Annotated in this window: 13 protein-coding genes; 3 read left to right on the forward strand and 10 right to left on the reverse strand. The window is 55.2% G+C overall.

The features are described 5' to 3' along the window. Positions 1-42 precede the first annotated feature (42 nt). The 3 genes from V1572_RS03615 to yiaK all read right to left on the reverse strand — a co-directional run bounded on the left by V1572_RS03615 (position 43) and on the right by yiaK (position 2,597). Complete coding sequence (locus V1572_RS03615; protein WP_395299706.1) at positions 43-969, reverse strand: DUF4862 family protein; 927 nt, start codon at positions 967-969, stop codon at positions 43-45. Between the two features lie 151 nt (positions 970-1,120). Next, positions 1,121-1,588 (reverse strand): YhcH/YjgK/YiaL family protein, encoded by a 468-nt coding sequence (locus V1572_RS03620; RefSeq protein ID WP_196365556.1) that lies wholly within the window; start codon positions 1,586-1,588, stop codon positions 1,121-1,123. 10 nt (positions 1,589-1,598) lie between these two features. Continuing rightward, positions 1,599-2,597 (reverse strand): 3-dehydro-L-gulonate 2-dehydrogenase, encoded by a 999-nt coding sequence (gene yiaK, locus V1572_RS03625; protein WP_395299707.1) that lies wholly within the window; start codon positions 2,595-2,597, stop codon positions 1,599-1,601. Between the two features lie 224 nt (positions 2,598-2,821). Here yiaK and yiaJ point away from each other — a divergent pair, with 224 nt between their 5' ends. Beyond that, positions 2,822-3,640, forward strand: coding sequence for an IclR family transcriptional regulator YiaJ (yiaJ, locus tag V1572_RS03630; RefSeq protein ID WP_021242452.1), 819 nt, complete (start codon positions 2,822-2,824; stop codon positions 3,638-3,640). Positions 3,641-3,643: 3 nt separating this feature from the next. Further along, complete coding sequence (locus V1572_RS03635; protein ID WP_395299708.1) at positions 3,644-4,099, forward strand: 4Fe-4S dicluster domain-containing protein; 456 nt, start codon at positions 3,644-3,646, stop codon at positions 4,097-4,099. Here the strand turns inward: V1572_RS03635 and V1572_RS03640 are convergent. The 4 genes from V1572_RS03640 to V1572_RS03655 all read right to left on the reverse strand — a co-directional run bounded on the left by V1572_RS03640 (position 4,083) and on the right by V1572_RS03655 (position 10,901). After that, positions 4,083-5,801 carry a ShlB/FhaC/HecB family hemolysin secretion/activation protein gene (locus tag V1572_RS03640; RefSeq protein WP_395299709.1) on the reverse strand — a complete coding sequence of 573 codons (1,719 nt, stop codon included), beginning with the start codon at positions 5,799-5,801 and terminating at the stop codon, positions 4,083-4,085. The two genes, V1572_RS03635 and V1572_RS03640, sit on opposite strands and share 17 nt — an antisense overlap. Positions 5,802-5,891: 90 nt before the next feature. Further along, entirely contained in the window at positions 5,892-7,112 is a 1,221-nt protein-coding gene (locus V1572_RS03645; protein ID WP_254665211.1) for a collagen-like triple helix repeat-containing protein, read from the reverse strand. A 305-nt stretch (positions 7,113-7,417) separates the two neighbouring features. Next, complete coding sequence (gene avtA / locus V1572_RS03650; RefSeq protein WP_045907877.1) at positions 7,418-8,674, reverse strand: valine--pyruvate transaminase; 1,257 nt, start codon at positions 8,672-8,674, stop codon at positions 7,418-7,420. Positions 8,675-8,870: 196 nt separating this feature from the next. Further along, complete coding sequence (locus V1572_RS03655; RefSeq protein ID WP_395299710.1) at positions 8,871-10,901, reverse strand: alpha-amylase; 2,031 nt, start codon at positions 10,899-10,901, stop codon at positions 8,871-8,873. Between the two features lie 314 nt (positions 10,902-11,215). On the opposite strand from V1572_RS03655, the gene V1572_RS03660 reads away from it, so the two are divergent. Next, on the forward strand, positions 11,216-12,040 hold the full coding sequence (locus tag V1572_RS03660; protein WP_048028064.1) for a protein bax: 825 nt from the start codon (positions 11,216-11,218) through the stop codon (positions 12,038-12,040). 39 nt (positions 12,041-12,079) lie between these two features. Here the strand turns inward: V1572_RS03660 and xylR are convergent, their stop codons facing one another. The 3 genes from xylR to V1572_RS03675 are packed head-to-tail and all read right to left on the reverse strand — an operon-like array spanning position 12,080 to position 15,992. Then, a complete protein-coding gene (gene xylR / locus V1572_RS03665; protein WP_021242460.1) occupies positions 12,080-13,258 on the reverse strand; it encodes a D-xylose utilization transcriptional activator XylR in 1,179 nt (392 codons plus the stop codon). A gap of 33 nt (positions 13,259-13,291) precedes the next feature. After that, complete coding sequence (xylH, locus tag V1572_RS03670; RefSeq protein ID WP_045907874.1) at positions 13,292-14,473, reverse strand: xylose ABC transporter permease XylH; 1,182 nt, start codon at positions 14,471-14,473, stop codon at positions 13,292-13,294. Continuing rightward, positions 14,451-15,992 (reverse strand): xylose ABC transporter ATP-binding protein, encoded by a 1,542-nt coding sequence (locus V1572_RS03675; RefSeq protein WP_395299711.1) that lies wholly within the window; start codon positions 15,990-15,992, stop codon positions 14,451-14,453. The genes xylH and V1572_RS03675 overlap by 23 nt, the downstream gene beginning before the upstream one ends. Between the last annotated feature and the right edge of the window lie 38 nt (positions 15,993-16,030).

Here is a 16,030-nt window from a genome sequence, read left to right on the forward strand (position 1 = left end):
AGTTAATCTCTCAGTAGGTAACCGGAATAAACTTTTTTATTGTTATTGCGTTGCTTTATTCATTGCGCTAATACCGTCGCGCAAAATGGCGATGCGATGGCTGACATCAGCATTAGCATTTATTTCCAGTAACTTAATACCGGAGAATTTCAACGTTGCGGCGCTCGCCGCAGTAAAGAGTGCTTTTGCACGTTCAGTGGACATCAGACTGTCGGCACAGAAGGAGGAAAATGGCGCGTGCAGATCCTGCCATTCACCATACTTCCCGCCGGGGGTGGTGCCTGAAAACATCAGCGCACCCAGTTTCCCGGCATTAAGCGCGGCCTGAACGTGGTCAAGGGGAAGGGTAGTGTTACGGCCTTCGATGGCCGACCGCGCCCAGTTGATGCAGACGCTGATATCCGTGTCTTTCACCACCTCCAGCACCTGCTCCAGTGGCAGGAAGCCCTTGCGCGGTGCCGGGCCGTTCATGGCATCGCAGTGTTCCAGCACCAGATCGCAGTCCCAGTCCCAGCCCGCGATTTCCCGAACCGAGCGGGAAAACGCTTCTGTAGCCTGTTCGACGGAAGCATTGCCCGCCTGCGGGGCGGCCTGCATTTCCAGAGCAATCACTTTGCCTGGATAACGGGCATTCACGGCGTTAATTTTTTGGTGCAAATGTCGGTAAAAGTCCACGCACGCTTTACGCTGCGTGTCGTCAGCCGAGGCCAGGCCAAATGCGCCGTTGCTGCCGCGGCGGCGCATGGTTTCCATTACTGCCGTGACCACGATTTGCCAGTCCCCCGGGGTATGGCGGAACAGCCATTCGTCACCAAGGGGATGAAGATTTTCAAGGCAAGGCTGTTCCAGCCCGCGAATATTCGGCGTGTCGGAAAGTTCCCGCCAGAAGGTTTGTTCTTCTTGTTCCCCTTTATGGTGAAACGAGGGTGCGCAGGGGTACGCACCAATAATAAAACTGGTGTTGGTCATTTCGCGTTCCTGTATTTATACCCGTCATACTTCAAGTTGCATGTGCGTTGGCTGCGCTCGTTCACCCCAGTCACTTACTTATGTAAGCTCCTGGAGATTCACTCTCTTGCCGCCTTCCTGCAACTCGAATTATTTAGGGTATATCAGAAAATTAATCTAATTCGCTGATTGCCACTTTCACCACAATTTTACGAATTGTGGTTTCCTTGTTTTTAATACAGGCAGGACGGTGCACATCCTGCGGAAAAAATATGGCATAGCTGCCGGGTATCATTTCGATAAACGACTCATTTTCACTGTCGTGATAAAAAATAATATCGCGCTGTTCCAGTAATGATTCGCTTATTTCGTTATTACCGGTATCAATCGCGATACCGATTTTCTCTTCACCCCAGGCCAGGAACTGGATATCCAGATAGCGGCGATGCACTTCCGGGCGATTCTCGTGCAGATCCTTTGTTGTCAGATCCAGAACCTGGGCAAAAATGTTGCGACCTTCTATTTCTACCACGCCTGGCGCCAGGAGAGAGAAATCCGTCGTGCGCAGAAAATGAAGGGCTTTTTCAATTGCCCGCGGCAGGCGACACGGATTTGGCTGGGAAATATGTCCGAATATCATGGCCCACTCCTTACAGAGAATGGATTTTCGCCCACACGCTGTCGTCAACCGTGATGCCGTTGCAGCGGTTCTCTTCAAGCAAACGGGTAAATTCATGCCCCGGCAGGCGGATGGCGACATTCTCATCCGCGCGTTCGGCGGTGGTGATGAAGTCCATAATGCGCTGCAGTTTGGCATCGCGGGTTGGGCCATCGATCAGGCGATCCACCTCAATGGCGATGAAGATCTGCGATACGCCGTACTCGTCGCTGTTGTCCTGGGTCACTTCCGCGACGGAAGATCCGTTTGAGAGCAGGGTGGCGATCATATCGAGGACGATGGATAAGCCGGACCCTTTCCAGTAGCCCATGGGCAGAATACGGCGGTTTTTCTCGATCACGCCCGGCTCTCTGGTGAGGTGACCTTCGTCGTCAAAGCCGCCATCTACCGGCAACGCGCGCCCGGCCAGGCGGTTCACCTCCAGCATGCCGTAGGAGAACATCGACATCGACATGTCGACCATGGTGATAGGGTTCGACGGAATGGCAACGATCAGCGGGTTTGTGCCGATGCAGCACTCTTTTGCTCCCCACGCGGGCATCACGGCAATCGAGTTGGTCCAGCAAATGCCGATATAGCCCTTCTCCGCCGCCTGCCAGCCGTAGCTGCCGCCGCGCATCCAGTGGTTCGCGTTACGCAGTGCCACCAGACCAATGCCGTGATCGGACGCCAGCTCGGTGGCGCGATCCATCATCTTCTTCGCCGTCAGGTTGCCAATGGAGCGCTGCGCATCCCACTGTTCGATGGCGCCTAATGCCATCACCCGTTTGGGCTGAGCGTCAGGAATGATATCCCCTGCATCAAGCTGCTGAATAAAGCGCGGGAAGCGGTTTACACCATGCGAATAGACGCCGGATTCCGTGGTGCGGGCAAACATCTCGGCGCAAGCGTCTGCGGTTTCCGCTTTTATGCCGCGATCGAGCAGAACCCGATTGAACGCCGCTTTCAACTCTTCGAAGGTCACTTTCATCCCTGTTCTCCTGTTCTTTTAAGGGCAAGCGTGAGTGCTTTTTTATCGCTAAATTCCACTATGCGAAATCTGATTTCAAATATAGCGATCAAATTTTGTCAGATCAACGACATTCATGTTTTTCAAAATCGATTAAAATCAACTGGTTGTGTTTTTTCTGTTGAGATCGTGAACTGACCCACACTTTGCGCTACCATCAGGTCGCGATGAAAAGGAGCCATGTAATGAGCATGAAAGAGAGCGAAATGACGCAAGAAAAAGAGAGGCCAGCAGGCAGCCAGAGCTTATTTCGCGGCCTGATGCTGATTGAGATCCTCAGCAACTATCCGAACGGGTGTCCGCTTGCGCATTTATCGGAACTGGCGGGGCTGAACAAGAGCACCGTGCACCGCTTGCTGCAGGGGCTACAGTCGTGCGGGTACGTGACCCCGGCACCCGCCGCGGGAAGCTATCGCCTGACCACCAAATTTATCGCCGTCGGGCAAAAGGCGCTGTCGTCGCTGAATATCATTCACGTGGCCGCTCCGCACCTCGAAGCGCTGAACATTGCGACCGGCGAGACGGTGAACTTCTCCAGCCGGGAAGATGACCACGCAATCCTGATTTATAAGCTCGAACCGACAACCGGTATGCTGCGCACGCGCGCCTATATTGGCCAGCATATGCCGCTTTACTGTTCCGCGATGGGCAAGATCTACATGGCGTTTGGCCATCAGGATTACGTGGCGAGCTACTGGGAAAGCCACCAGGAACAGATCCAACCTTTGACGCGCAACACCATCACTGAACTGAGCGCCATGTATGATGAACTGGCGGAAATTCGCGATCGCAGCATGGCGATGGACAAAGAAGAGAACGAGCTGGGCGTCTCCTGTATTGCCGTGCCGGTGTTTGATATTCACGGCCGCGTCCCGTATGCGATCTCTATCTCGCTATCGACGTCGCGCATGAAGCAGGTGGGCGAGAAGAATCTGCTCAAACCGCTGCGCGAAACGGCAGAGGCTATCTCAAAAGAGCTGGGTTTTAACGTACGCGAGGCGTAACAGATGAACCGATTTATCATGGCGGATGCGGAAAAATGCATCGGGTGCCGCACCTGTGAAGTGGCCTGTGCGGTCGCGCATCAGGACGATTTCACCGCGCAGGCTTTTACCTCCCGCCTTCGGGTGGTGAAAGGGGACGCCTATACAACGGCGGTGGGGTGTCATCAGTGCGAGGATGCCCCCTGTGCCTACGTCTGCCCAACCCATGCCATCAGCCGTACGGCGGGCGCCTGGCTTGTTGAGCAGACGCGCTGTATTGGCTGCAAGAGCTGTATGGTCGCCTGTCCGTTTGGGGCGATGCAGGTACGGCTGGTGGGAAACAGGGCACAAGCGCTGAAATGTGATTTGTGCCGTCATCGCGAAGGCGGACCGGCCTGCGTGGAGGCCTGTCCAACCCACGCGCTGCACTGCGTTGATCCTGTCAGTATTCGGGCTGAAAGGCTTACTGCATTTTATTGAAATTCCACGTAAACGTCAGACTGTAGCGCCAGTCTCTGTTGCGACTGTCTGTCGGAACATCCCCTACGGGTCTTGCCGCCTCAACCGTGACGCTATAGTGGCGGGTATCGCCTACCATCACGCCGGCCGCCACTGACCCGAGCCGCTGATGAGGCAAGCCGGAGGTGTTAAACCAGGTTTGCGCGGTATCGGCCAGGATGTAGGGCTGGATTGTGGCAAGCCAGGTACTCTCTTTTCGCATCTGGATATAGCGCAGTTCTACCTGCCCGCCATAGCCGTAATCACCGCTTGCTTCACTGTCCTGGTATCCACGGCCAAACCGCTGGGCACCGAAGCTAACGCGTTCGGGTTCTGGCAACGTGTTATTTGACCAGTCACCCTCCCAGGACGTTGAAAGCCGCCACTTGTCGGCAAACAGCCAGGCTGCGTCCAGATAGCTTTTCGTGAGCGTAAAATTCATATCGGGCCTGGGGGCCGAGACGATATCGGCACCCATCGCATCAATGCCCTGCCGTACGTTGAGTCGGCCGCTGATGCTGGCGGTTGTGAACTGATGCGCACCGTTGATGCCCACTTCCAGCGCCGGATAACGCGCGTGCTGGTTGACGGAGTCCAGACGATAGGTTTTGCCCTGCAGCCTGGCCTGAAGAGCATAATCATCCTGGCGGTCGGTGTAATCAAAACCGCCGGTCAGATTAATTTGTGATTTTTGCGTCAGCAGCAGGGGATAGCCAAACGTCACGCCACCGTTGTATTGCGTTGTTTTTTGCTTCGAATCGACGCTGATATTATTCGGCAAAGAGAGCAGGGGCGAAAAATCTCGCGGATCTTCGCGGTAATAGCTGCCTTTGAGCTGCATCGTCAGCCCTTCATCGTTTAAAAACTGCTGCCAGTTAAGCCCGACATAGTTTTTTCGCGTGTTGCTATCTAACGGCACAAGCGTGGCCACGCCAAGCTGATCGCCATAACTTGTCATGTTGCTGAGCGTGCCGTTCAGCATCATTAAATCTTGCCCTTTACGGGTATCGATCGTCGAGGCGATATTCCAGCTCCGCTCCTGATTACCGGTAATCTGCATCGCCGCCGCGCCATAGATATTGGTTGGCAGCTGCGCGTTAGCCGTGACCGGAACGTTCGGGGTACGGGTCATCAGCTGGCTATAGCGATCGAACGTATCCTGAGACAGCGGTTTTTCCGCCATGATTTTTTCTGACAATCGTTTAAGACGCTCGGCGACGTGCGGGTTATTACTGGTGATGTCGCTGTGAGCGACATAGCCTTCAACCAGAACAATTTTAATATTCCCCTGCTGGAAATTATTATCGGGCAGCCAGGCATAGGAGAGCGGAAAACCGTCGGCCTTATAGCGCGCCGTAATATCGTTTACCAGCCCGGTGAGCGTTTTTAGCGGCACGGTTTTTCCGGCATAAGGCCTGAAGGGCTGAAGTAATTCCTGCAAGGGATAACGCGTGCCGCCAATAAACTGAATATGATTAATGGTAATGGGTGTTTCAGGCGTCAGCGTTGACTGCGGTTTTTCTATTTTGACTTTCGGCTGCGGGACGGCCTCCGTCTGTTCGGGGGCAACGTTACGAGAAACTTGCGCCGGGTTATCAGGGTTAATAATAGAGGGCAGTGTATCGGCGCGGGCCATGCTCAGCACAACCAGCCCCGTCAGCGAAAAAAGGAAGTGGTGTTTCATCGCGCTATCCCTGTTCATCATTCCCGGTTAGGGGGAGTGTCGCTGTATAAAGCGCCCCTGAACCAGGGGCGCAGAATGACAATAAGCAGGTTACTGTTTTGGCGTCAGCAGACCGGTGGTTAACGTGTTGAGTCCGTTAATCGGGTTTGTCGTAGATGTGTTTTGGGTTGTGCCTGCATTGGCCGTTACACCCGCAGTCAGCGTATTGAGGGTGGTATTGACCGTAGTGCTCAGGCTATTGTTTGTGGCTGTCACATTGGCATCGGCCGTCAGAGATCCTGTGCCGCTGCCTCCGGTGGTTGATGTGGGTTTCACTAGCGTACCGCTATCCGTGACCGTCTGGCCTACATTTTGAACGACCTGACCGACACCGCTAAGCCCGCTATTGCTGCTGCTAATGTTGGTCCCCACGCCGCTGACGGTGCCACCCACCTGGGTCAGCAGACCGTTGACAGGTGTGCCGAGACCCGTTGTGGTGCCCACGCTTTGCGTCACGCCTTGTACCCCGCCCAGCGTCTTGTTAGCCAGGGCCGTGGTATCGGTTGTTACCTGAGTGACCGCTGGGCTGCTTACCGTGTTGGTGAGACCCGTGCCAGTGTTACTGACCAGTTGCCCGGTGCTGTTGACCACGCTGCCCGTCAGGCCGGTTACGCCGCTGACCGGTGTTCCGGAAGTGGAACTCGCCAGGCCCGTACCTACCGTTGAAACGGTATTGCCAAGGGAGGTGACCGACGTGGTCACGCCTTTAACTGTGGTACCCACACCGTTCGGGTTGTTTGGATCGCCAACGCCAGTCGTGACGCCTGTCCCCACGGTGGACACGGCACTGCCAACACCGCTGACGGTGGTTGAAACGGTTGATGTGACGGGATTATTTGTCGGAAGCTGGCTTCCAAGGCCATCCACCGTCGATCCGACGCTGGTTACGGTTTTACCGGCATCACCCAGTATCGTATTTACGCCTGCGGTAGTGGTTCCGCCACCGCCCGTATTGCCTGTTCCGGTTCCTCCGCTGCCATTGCCTCCTGAGCCTGAGCCTGAGCCCGATCCTGAACCAGAACCCGTTCCGCCACCAGCGCCTGTCCCGGTACCTGAACCCGTCCCGGTACCCGAGCCGTTGCTGCCCGAACCGCCATTGTTCGCGGTCGTGCCACTTCCATCACCTGAGCCGCTGCTGCTTCCCGTCGCAGGGTTATTTTTGGCCGTTGAGTGATGAGAGCCGCCACCGCTTCCACTGCAGGCAGAAAGAGAGAACGCGAGCAGTACCGCAACAGCGATAGCGCTGATGCGACTAACATTATTAGGTAGCATATGAATACTCCACGCAAAAGAACGCCGAGCGGCGTATTAGTGAGTATATGCCCTATTTTTAAATATGCATGAAAGTGACTCTGGAAGGTATTTCCCTGCGTTGCGGAGGGTTATTTCAAAATAACAATAAGTTAAGATCTTTAATCGATGCTTAATTATTGAGGGGAAAGTTAGTGAGCGTAAATTAAAGGAATATTCCTAAGGAAACTCAAGGGGGATGATAAATAAAACGCTACAGGATATATCCTTAATATAAGATTAAGATCACGGAATAATAAGGCTCTTCATTTGAAGAGCCTTATTATTTAACAATTGCCTTCGCGCCAGGCTTTTTCGATCTCTTCGGCGAGAATTTTAACACCCGCTTCGATTTTTTCCGGATCGGGGACGTAGTTCATGCGCATGCACTGATGGGTATGCGGCCACGGCTTATCCAGACCTGGGAAGAAATAATCGCCCGGCACCATCAGTACGCCGCGCTTTTTCAGGCGCTGGTAAAGCAGTTCGGTGGTGATAGGTAAATCCTTAAACCACAGCCACAGGAAAATTGCCCCTTCCGGTTTGTGGATAAGACAACGTTCTTCCGGCAAGTAGCGACGAAGTGTCGCGATCGTCTCCTGAACGCGCTGGTAGTAGAAAGGCTTGATCACGTCATTCGACAGACGCAGCAGGTCCTTGCGTTTGATCATTTCGCACATCATCGCCGGGCCAATGCCGCCCGGAGAAAGGCTGATAATGCCGTTCATATTGGTGATGGCGGTGATGATTTTCTCATTGGCGATGATAATGCCGCAGCGGCTGCCCGGCAGACCCAGCTTAGAGAGGCTCATGCACAGGACAATGTTCGGGTTCCACAGCGGACGTGCTTCGCTGAAGATAATGCCCGGGAACGGTACGCCGTAGGCGTTATCGATCACCAGCGGGATGCCGTGCTGATTTGCCAGCGCATCCAGCTTCATCAGTTCGTCATCAGTGATTACGTTGCCCGTTGGGTTAGTCGGGCGCGATACGCAGATCATGCCCGTCTCTTCGCCAATATGCAGGTGTTCAAAATCGACGTGATATTTGAACTGGCCTTCCGGCAGCAGCTCAATGTTCGGGCGCGCGGAGACGAACAGATCCTCTTCCAGGCCGGAATCAGCGTAGCCGATATACTCCGGTGCCAGCGGGAACAGCACTTTTTTGGTGGTGCCGTCGGCGCGACGTCCTGCGAACAGGTTAAACAAGTAGAAAAACGCGCTCTGGCTGCCGTTTGTCAGTGCAATATTCTGTGGTTCGATATCCCAGCCCAGCTCGTCACGCAGCATTTCGGCGAGGAGTGCCAGCAGTTCGGTTTTACCCTGCGGGCCGTCGTAATTGCAAAGCGCATCGGTTGCTTTGCCGCTTTCCAGCATCTGAGCGAGCAGGGTCTGGAAATAGGTATTCATCTCCGGGATTTGAGCCGGGTTTCCGCCGCCGAGCATGATTGCGCCCGGTGTGCGCAGCCCGTCGTTGAGGTCCTCCATCAGGCGAGTAATGCCTGAATGGCGGGTAAATTTGTCGCCGAAAAGTGAAAACGTCATAGCAGGTGATCTGTCGAGCTTATTTTGAAAGTGGGTAACCATAACGCTAGCACCGTGTTGGTGCAAATCGGGTGGTGTGGTCGGATTTGTTGTTTTATAGGGCAGGAGTGAGCTTGTGTAGTGAATAGTTCTGGTGGAATTTCCCTCACCCCGGCCCTCTCCCCTTAGGGCAGAAGGTTAGGGTGAGGGGATTGATCTATTGATTACCCGCCCATACCACCATCACCTTATCGCCCTTGTGCTCGCGCACGAAGCCATACCCCTCTTTCAGCGACAGCGTGGTTTGTTTGCCTTCACCAATCGCCGGGTGACGGGCGCGGAACTGACCCAGCGTTTGCCAGTGGGCGACGGTTAAGGCCTGCTTGCCCGTGACGTCCTGCCAGTTCATATCCGAGCGGGTGCCCTGCAGCGGGTCGGAGCCTGTCGGCCCGAATGGACGCTCGGACTCATCCCCGTAATAGATTTGCACGCTGCCCGGAGCCAGCAGAAGCAGCTCCGCCGCGCGCTGACCCCCTTCGCGGAACAGGCGCGTATCGTGGGATGAGAGGTAGCTCAGCACGTTGAAGCTTTGCAGTTTCTCCGCCATCTGCTGCCAGGTGAGATCCATATCGGCCAGACAATCCACCGCTTTTGCCGCCTGCTCCTGATAATCAAAGTTAATCATCGCATCAAAACCGTGGCGGTAATAATCGCTCTGCATGACGCCGTGGCCCCAGGATTCCCCGGTCATCCAGAACGGTGCGTTGTCGAGCTTTTTATCCGGGTGAGCGCCTTTCCAGGCGGCCAGCGCCTGGCTTGCCTGATCTTTCAGCTGTTGCCAGGCCGCAAGCTCAACGTGTTTTGCGGTATCCACCCGGAAACCGTCGATGCCGTAGTCACGTACCCACTGGCTGAGCCAGTGGGTCAGGTAGTCGCGCGGGGTATAACCCGGAATCGCTTTCGCGTGGGTATCGGGCTTATGTTGATAGAAATTGGGTAACCCGGAAGCGACGGTGGATTCCGTTTTCAGGTCGGGCAGGAACGCCAGCGACATCGTTAAATCGTCGAAGCCGGGATTATCGTAATCACCGATGTCGGTACGGATCCATTTCTTGCCCCACCATTTTTCCCATGCGGCCTTGTCGCTGAAGTTGATATAGTCGTTGAAGCTATGCCAGGTTTGGCCTGCGCCAGGCGTCCAGTCCGTCCAGCGTTCTCCCAGCGTCTTTTTCAGTTCATCACCCTGAAGGTACAGGGCACCAAACTGAAATTCCTGCATGTCTGCCAGCGTGGCATAGCCAACGTGGTTCATGACGATATCAAACAGGATGCGAATGCCGCGCTTATGCGCCTCATCAACAAGCTGACGCAGGTCATCCTCGGTGCCCATGTTGGCATCGAGCGTTGTCCAGTCCTGGGTGTAGTAGCCATGATAGGCATAATGCGGGAAATCACCTTTGGTTCCGCCGCCTACCCAGCCGTGGATCTGCTCAAGCGGGGAGCTTATCCAGAGCGCATTCACCCCCAGCTGCTGCAGGTAATCGAGCTTGCTGGTCAGCCCCTTCAGATCGCCACCGTGGAACGTGCCAATCTCCTGCATGCCGTCTTTATGGCGGCCATAGCTGTTGTCGTTGCTCGGGTCGCCATTCACATACCGGTCGGTCAGTACAAAATAGACAGTGGCGTTTTGCCAGCTAAACGGTGCCGGCTTGTCGGTTTCGGCGCGCTCAAGCAGCAGCAGGCCGTTACTGTTGGCGGCTGGCTGCAGGGTGATTTTCCCATCTTGTACGGTCGCCGTCTGTTTACTGTAGTAGTCGCGCACGACGGAGCCTTCCGGAAAGGTATGGCTGACGTCCAGCGTCAGCGGCTTACCGTCCCACTTCGGACACTGGCGGATAACGTTGGTCACCGGCTGTTCTGTCGCGCTCTGAACCGCCAGCAGCAGGGTGGGCGTGCCGGATCGGGTATCAATCCGCATCTGGTACTCACCGTCGCGGAAAAGGCGCCACTGCGGCGGAGCGCCGTCACAGGGCTTGAGCGACAGCATCTCATTGAGTTTTATCGCGCCTGTGGGCTGCCAGCACGTCTTGTCAAAACTCAGCGTAAGAGGACGCGTACCCTTCGCAAGCTTTGCCTGGCTGGTGAAAATCCCGGTGCCCTCGGCGCGAAATGCGCCAAACCCCGGCGATGACCAGTCGGCATGTGCCAGTGCGGGTAACATCAGAAAGGCTATTGCGGTGCGTTTCATTCCTGGTTCCTGTCGCGGATTTTTTGACCAGTGTGCCAGCAGGCGGGCGTGAAAAACTCATCCCCTGTCGCTTTCTGCCAGGAGGATGCGTGAGGATGAGTGATCTTGCGCAAAATTAGGCAGTTATCTGCGATAACGCACACATTTTTCCGGAAATGATGTTTTTATGAGCAAGTTTCAGGTGACATAGTTTCGGAATTGGACTATTTCTATACGTGCTCTTGAAGTCTATTTTTGATATGATTTGAGATTCCGCTCTCAAATTTGTGAAAAAAATAAGGTGTTAGGATGATTACATCCGACCAGGAGACCTAATGATATCGACTCCCATTCGACGATATGGGGCTGCGATACTCATGTTACTCACCACGGCATTTTCGGGTGAGGTGCTTGCGAAGACGCACACGGATACAACGAGTAAGAAAGCCCACGTAATAAAGACGACAAGTAGTAAGGTTAGCAGTAAACAAGAGTATTCTCGCAATAGTGCAAAGAGTAGTTCACTTCCTGATTTGCGAAAATACCCTTCCGGAACACCAAGGAAAAAAGCGTTTCTCCGGACGGTAATGCCTTACATCACGAGTCAAAATGCCGCGATTACTGCGGATCGTAACTGGCTGATTTCCAAACAGTACGATAGCCGCTGGTCGCCGTCAGAGCGCGCGCGTCTGAAAGATATCACGAAGCGCTACAAGCTGAGCTGGAACGGGAACACGCGTCGTGTGCCGTGGAATGCTCTCCTTGAGCGTGTGGATATCATCCCGGGCAGCATGGTTGCGACCATGGCTGCAGCCGAAAGCGGCTGGGGAACGTCCAAGCTTGCGCGTAACAACAACAACCTTTTCGGCATGAAATGTGTGAAAGGCCGTTGTACGAATGCGCCTGGCAAGGTGAAAGGCTATTCGCAGTTTGAATCCGTGAAAGATTCCGTGAACGCCTATGTGGTGAATCTGAACACGCACCCGGCCTACTCATCGTTCCGTAAATCACGCGCTCAGCTGCGTAAAGCGGACCAGGAAGTGACGGCCAGTACGATGATCCACAAGCTGAAAGGGTATTCGACGAAGGGACAGAGCTATAACAACTATCTGTTCGCTATGTACCAGGATAACCAGCGCTTAATCGCCGCTCATATGTAATCTCAAAAAAACGCCTTCCACTGGAAGGCGTTTTCTTTTCTAGATCAGCACCTCGCTGTGGCGATCCCGATACTCCTTCGGCGTGGTGTCATACTCTTTGCGAAACACCGAATAAAAATATTGCAGCGACGGGTAACCGCACATCTGCGAGATTTCGTTGATCGACAGCGACGTGGAGATGAGCAGGCTGCGTGCTTTCTCCAGCTTTTCAGCATGGATAACGGCATGAATGGTTTCGCCCACCTCTTCTTTAAAACGCTTCTCCAGATTCGAACGCGAAATGCCCACCGAATCCAGTACCTGATCGACTTTAATCCCTTTGCAGGCGTGGTTGCGAATATAGTGCATGGCCTGAATAACGGCCGGGTCGCTTAAGGAGCGATAATCGGTTGAGCGACGTTCTACGACGCGAACAGGAGGCACCAGCAGGCGCTGAAGCGGCAGAGATTCTTTATCCAGCAGACGGTGCAGCAGCTTCGCCGCCTGATAGCCCATTTGACGCGTGCCCTGAGCCACGGAAGAGAGCGCCACGCGGGACAGGTAGCGGGTAAGCTCTTCGTTATCGATGCCAATCACGCACAGTTTTTCGGGCACCGGAATGTGTAAGTGTTCGCAGACCTGCAGCACGTGCCGCGCGCGGGCGTCCGTCACAGCAATAATGCCGGTTTGCGGCGGAAGCGTTTGCAGCCAGTCAGCGAGACGGTTTTGCGCGTGCTGCCAGTTTTCCGGGGCGGTTTCCAGCCCCTGATAGACCACGCCGCGATACTTCTCCTGCGCGACCAGCTGGCAAAACGCGTGCTCACGCTCAACGGCCCAGCGCTTGCCACTGGTGGCGGGTAAACCATAAAACGCGAAGCGATGGACGCCTTTCTCTTTTAAATGGAGAAACGCGGCCTCGACCAGGGCATGGTTATCGGTGGCGATATAGTGAACCGGCGGATAGTGTTCGGGCGAGTGGTAGGAGCCGCCGACGCCCACGATCGGAACGTCGACGTCGGTCAGCAGTTGCTCAATGACGGGGTCGTCATAGTCGGCGATAACGCCATCGCCCAGCCAGTCTTTGATGTTCTCCAGACGGGTGCGAAAATCTTCCTCAATAAAGATATCCCACTCGGATTGCGACGCCTGCAAATATTCACCCACGCCTTCTACCACCTGACGGTCGTAGGCTTTGTTGGCATTGAATAACAACGTAATGCGGTGACGCTTTTCAAACATGGCTCACTTCCCAATTAAGTCACAATACCGTTATCAGGCCCGTCGCTTGGTGGCCGAGTCCATCCAGACTGCCAGTAAAAGAATGGCCCCCTTGACGATATACTGCCAAAACGTCGGGACGTCCATCATACTCATCCCGTTATCCAACGACGCCATGATAAATGCCCCCATGACCGCGCCCGCGACGCTGCCGATACCCCCTGCGAGGCTGGTACCGCCAATAACGCAGGCGGCGATAGCATCCAGCTCGGCGATGTTACCGGCGGAGGGGGAACCCGCCCCCAGACGCGAGCTGAGGATCAACCCGGCGATGGCGACCATCAGGCCGTTAATGGCGAAGACCGCGAGTTTGGTGCGTTCAACGTTAATGCCCGAGAGGCGGGCAGCCTCAAGGTTGCCGCCGATGGCATAAATACGGCGGCCAAACGCGGTGCGCGTGGCCATAAACATGCCGCCCAGCAGTAAAAGCGTCAGCAGCAGCACGGGGGTCGGAACACCGCGATAGTCGTTTAAAAGCCAGATGGCGCCCAGCACAATGACGGCCGTGAGCGCCTGACGTCCCACCACCGACGTGGATGCTGGCGACGCCAGCCCCAGCGCCTGACGACGCATGCGTCCACGCCACTGCCACGCGACAAATGCCAGCAGCCCCGCCACGCCGATGGTAAAGCCCACACCATCCGGGAGGTAGCTCTGACCAATCTGCGACATGGCCGCGCTGGTCGGGGAGACGGTGGTGCCGTTAGTAATGCCGATTAAGATCCCACGGAAGGCCAGCATCCCCGCCAGGGTGACAATGAACGACGGCACTTTACGGTAGGCTACCCACCAGCCGTTCCAGGCCCCCAGTACCAGCCCCAATACCAACGTGACCGCCACGGTCAGCGGCAGCGGCCAGCCGAGCCAGACGTCAAAAATCGCCGCCACACCGCCGAGGAGCCCCATCATTGAACCGACCGACAGATCGATTTCCGCGGAGATAATCACGAATACCATGCCGACGGCCAGAATGCCGGTGATAGCGGTCTGGCGGAGCAGGTTAGAGACGTTACGCGCGCTGAGGTACGAACCATCAGTCATCCAGGTAAAGAAGAGCATGATGACGATAATCGCCGCGATCATCACGAAAACCTGCAGGTTCAGCGCTTTTAGCCCTGCGAACGCACCGGGCGTCGGAACGGCGACTTTGATATCAGACGGGTTGCTTTTCGACATGACGTTCGCTCCTTAAAGCGGCTTCCATCACCTGCTCCTGCGTCAGGTTCTGGTTAATCAGGTTGGCTTTCAGTTTTCCCTCGTGCATGACCAGCACACGGTCGCTCAGGCCGAGCACTTCGGGTAACTCAGACGAAATGACAATGACGGCAATCCCTTGCTGTACAAGCTGATTAATCAGTTTGTAGATTTCATATTTGGCACCGATATCAATTCCGCGCGTCGGCTCATCAAGGATTAATATGCGTGGATTGAGAAGCAGGCAGCGCGCCAGAATCGCCTTCTGTTGGTTGCCGCCGCTCAGGCGGCCAATGGCCAGTTCCGGTGAGGAGGTTTTGACCTTCAATCGGGCGATTGACTGAAGGATGCACTGCTGCTCGGCGGCATCGTCCAGGCTGCTCAGCGCGCCGGAGAAGCGATCGAGCGCCGCCAGCGTAATGTTTTTCCCCACCGCCAAAACCGGCACGATGCCGTCTTTTTTGCGGTCTTCCGGCACCATGGCAATGCCGCGGGCGATCGCCTGCTGGCAGTTGTCGATTTTCACCGGCTGGCCGTCGATATAAATCGTGCCCTCCCAGCGCCCTGGCCACACGCCAAACAGACACTGTACGGCCTCCGTGCGCCCGGCGCCGACTAACCCGGCGATACCGAGGATTTCGCCGCTGTGCAGAGAAAACGAGACGTTATTCACACGCTTGATGTGGCGGTTAACGGGGTGCCACGCGGTCAGATTTTCCACGCGCAACACTTCATCACCTTTGGTGTGAGGCTCATTCGGGTAGAGCGCCGTCAGCTCGCGTCCTACCATCATGGTGATGATGTCATCCTCACTCATGCCCGCGGCTTCACGCGTGCCGATGTGCTGCCCGTCGCGGATCACGCAGATGGTGTCCGAAATGGCTTTAACCTCGTTCAGTTTGTGCGAAATGTAGATGCAGGCGATGCCGTGATTTTGCAGATCGCGAATGATATCGAGCAGTACCGCAGTTTCCTGTTCGGTGAGCGAGGCCGTGGGCTCATCAAGGATCAGCAGCCTGACCTGTTTATTGAGCGCTTTAGCGATTTCAACCAGCTGCTGTTGCCCCAGTCCCAGGTCGCCCACGCGGGTATCCGGTGAAATGCTGAGACTCACCTGCGCGAGCAGCTTTTCACAACGTAGCGTCATGGTGTCGTAATCCAGCACGCCGTGGCGGGAAATTTCGGCCCCAAGGAAAATGTTCTCCAGCACGGTGAGATGCTTCACCAGCGCCAGTTCCTGGTGGATGATGGCGATGCCTTTACGTTCGGTATCACGAATGTGAGTCGCCTGGATAACTTCGCCAGCAAAAACGATTTCGCCTTCGTAACTGCCATACGGGTAGATCCCGCACAACACTTTCATCAACGTTGACTTGCCTGAGCCGTTCTCGCCACACAGCGAAACGACTTCGCCGGGATTCAACCGGAGACTGACGTTATCGACGGCTTTCACCGTGCCGAAGCGCTTGGTGATGCTTTTCATTTCAAGTAAATAAGGCATAACTGCTCCACATAAACCGAGGGAAGAACAGTACAACG

Source organism: Enterobacter quasiroggenkampii (genome assembly GCF_043972695.1).
Taxonomy (GTDB): domain Bacteria; phylum Pseudomonadota; class Gammaproteobacteria; order Enterobacterales; family Enterobacteriaceae; genus Enterobacter; species Enterobacter quasiroggenkampii.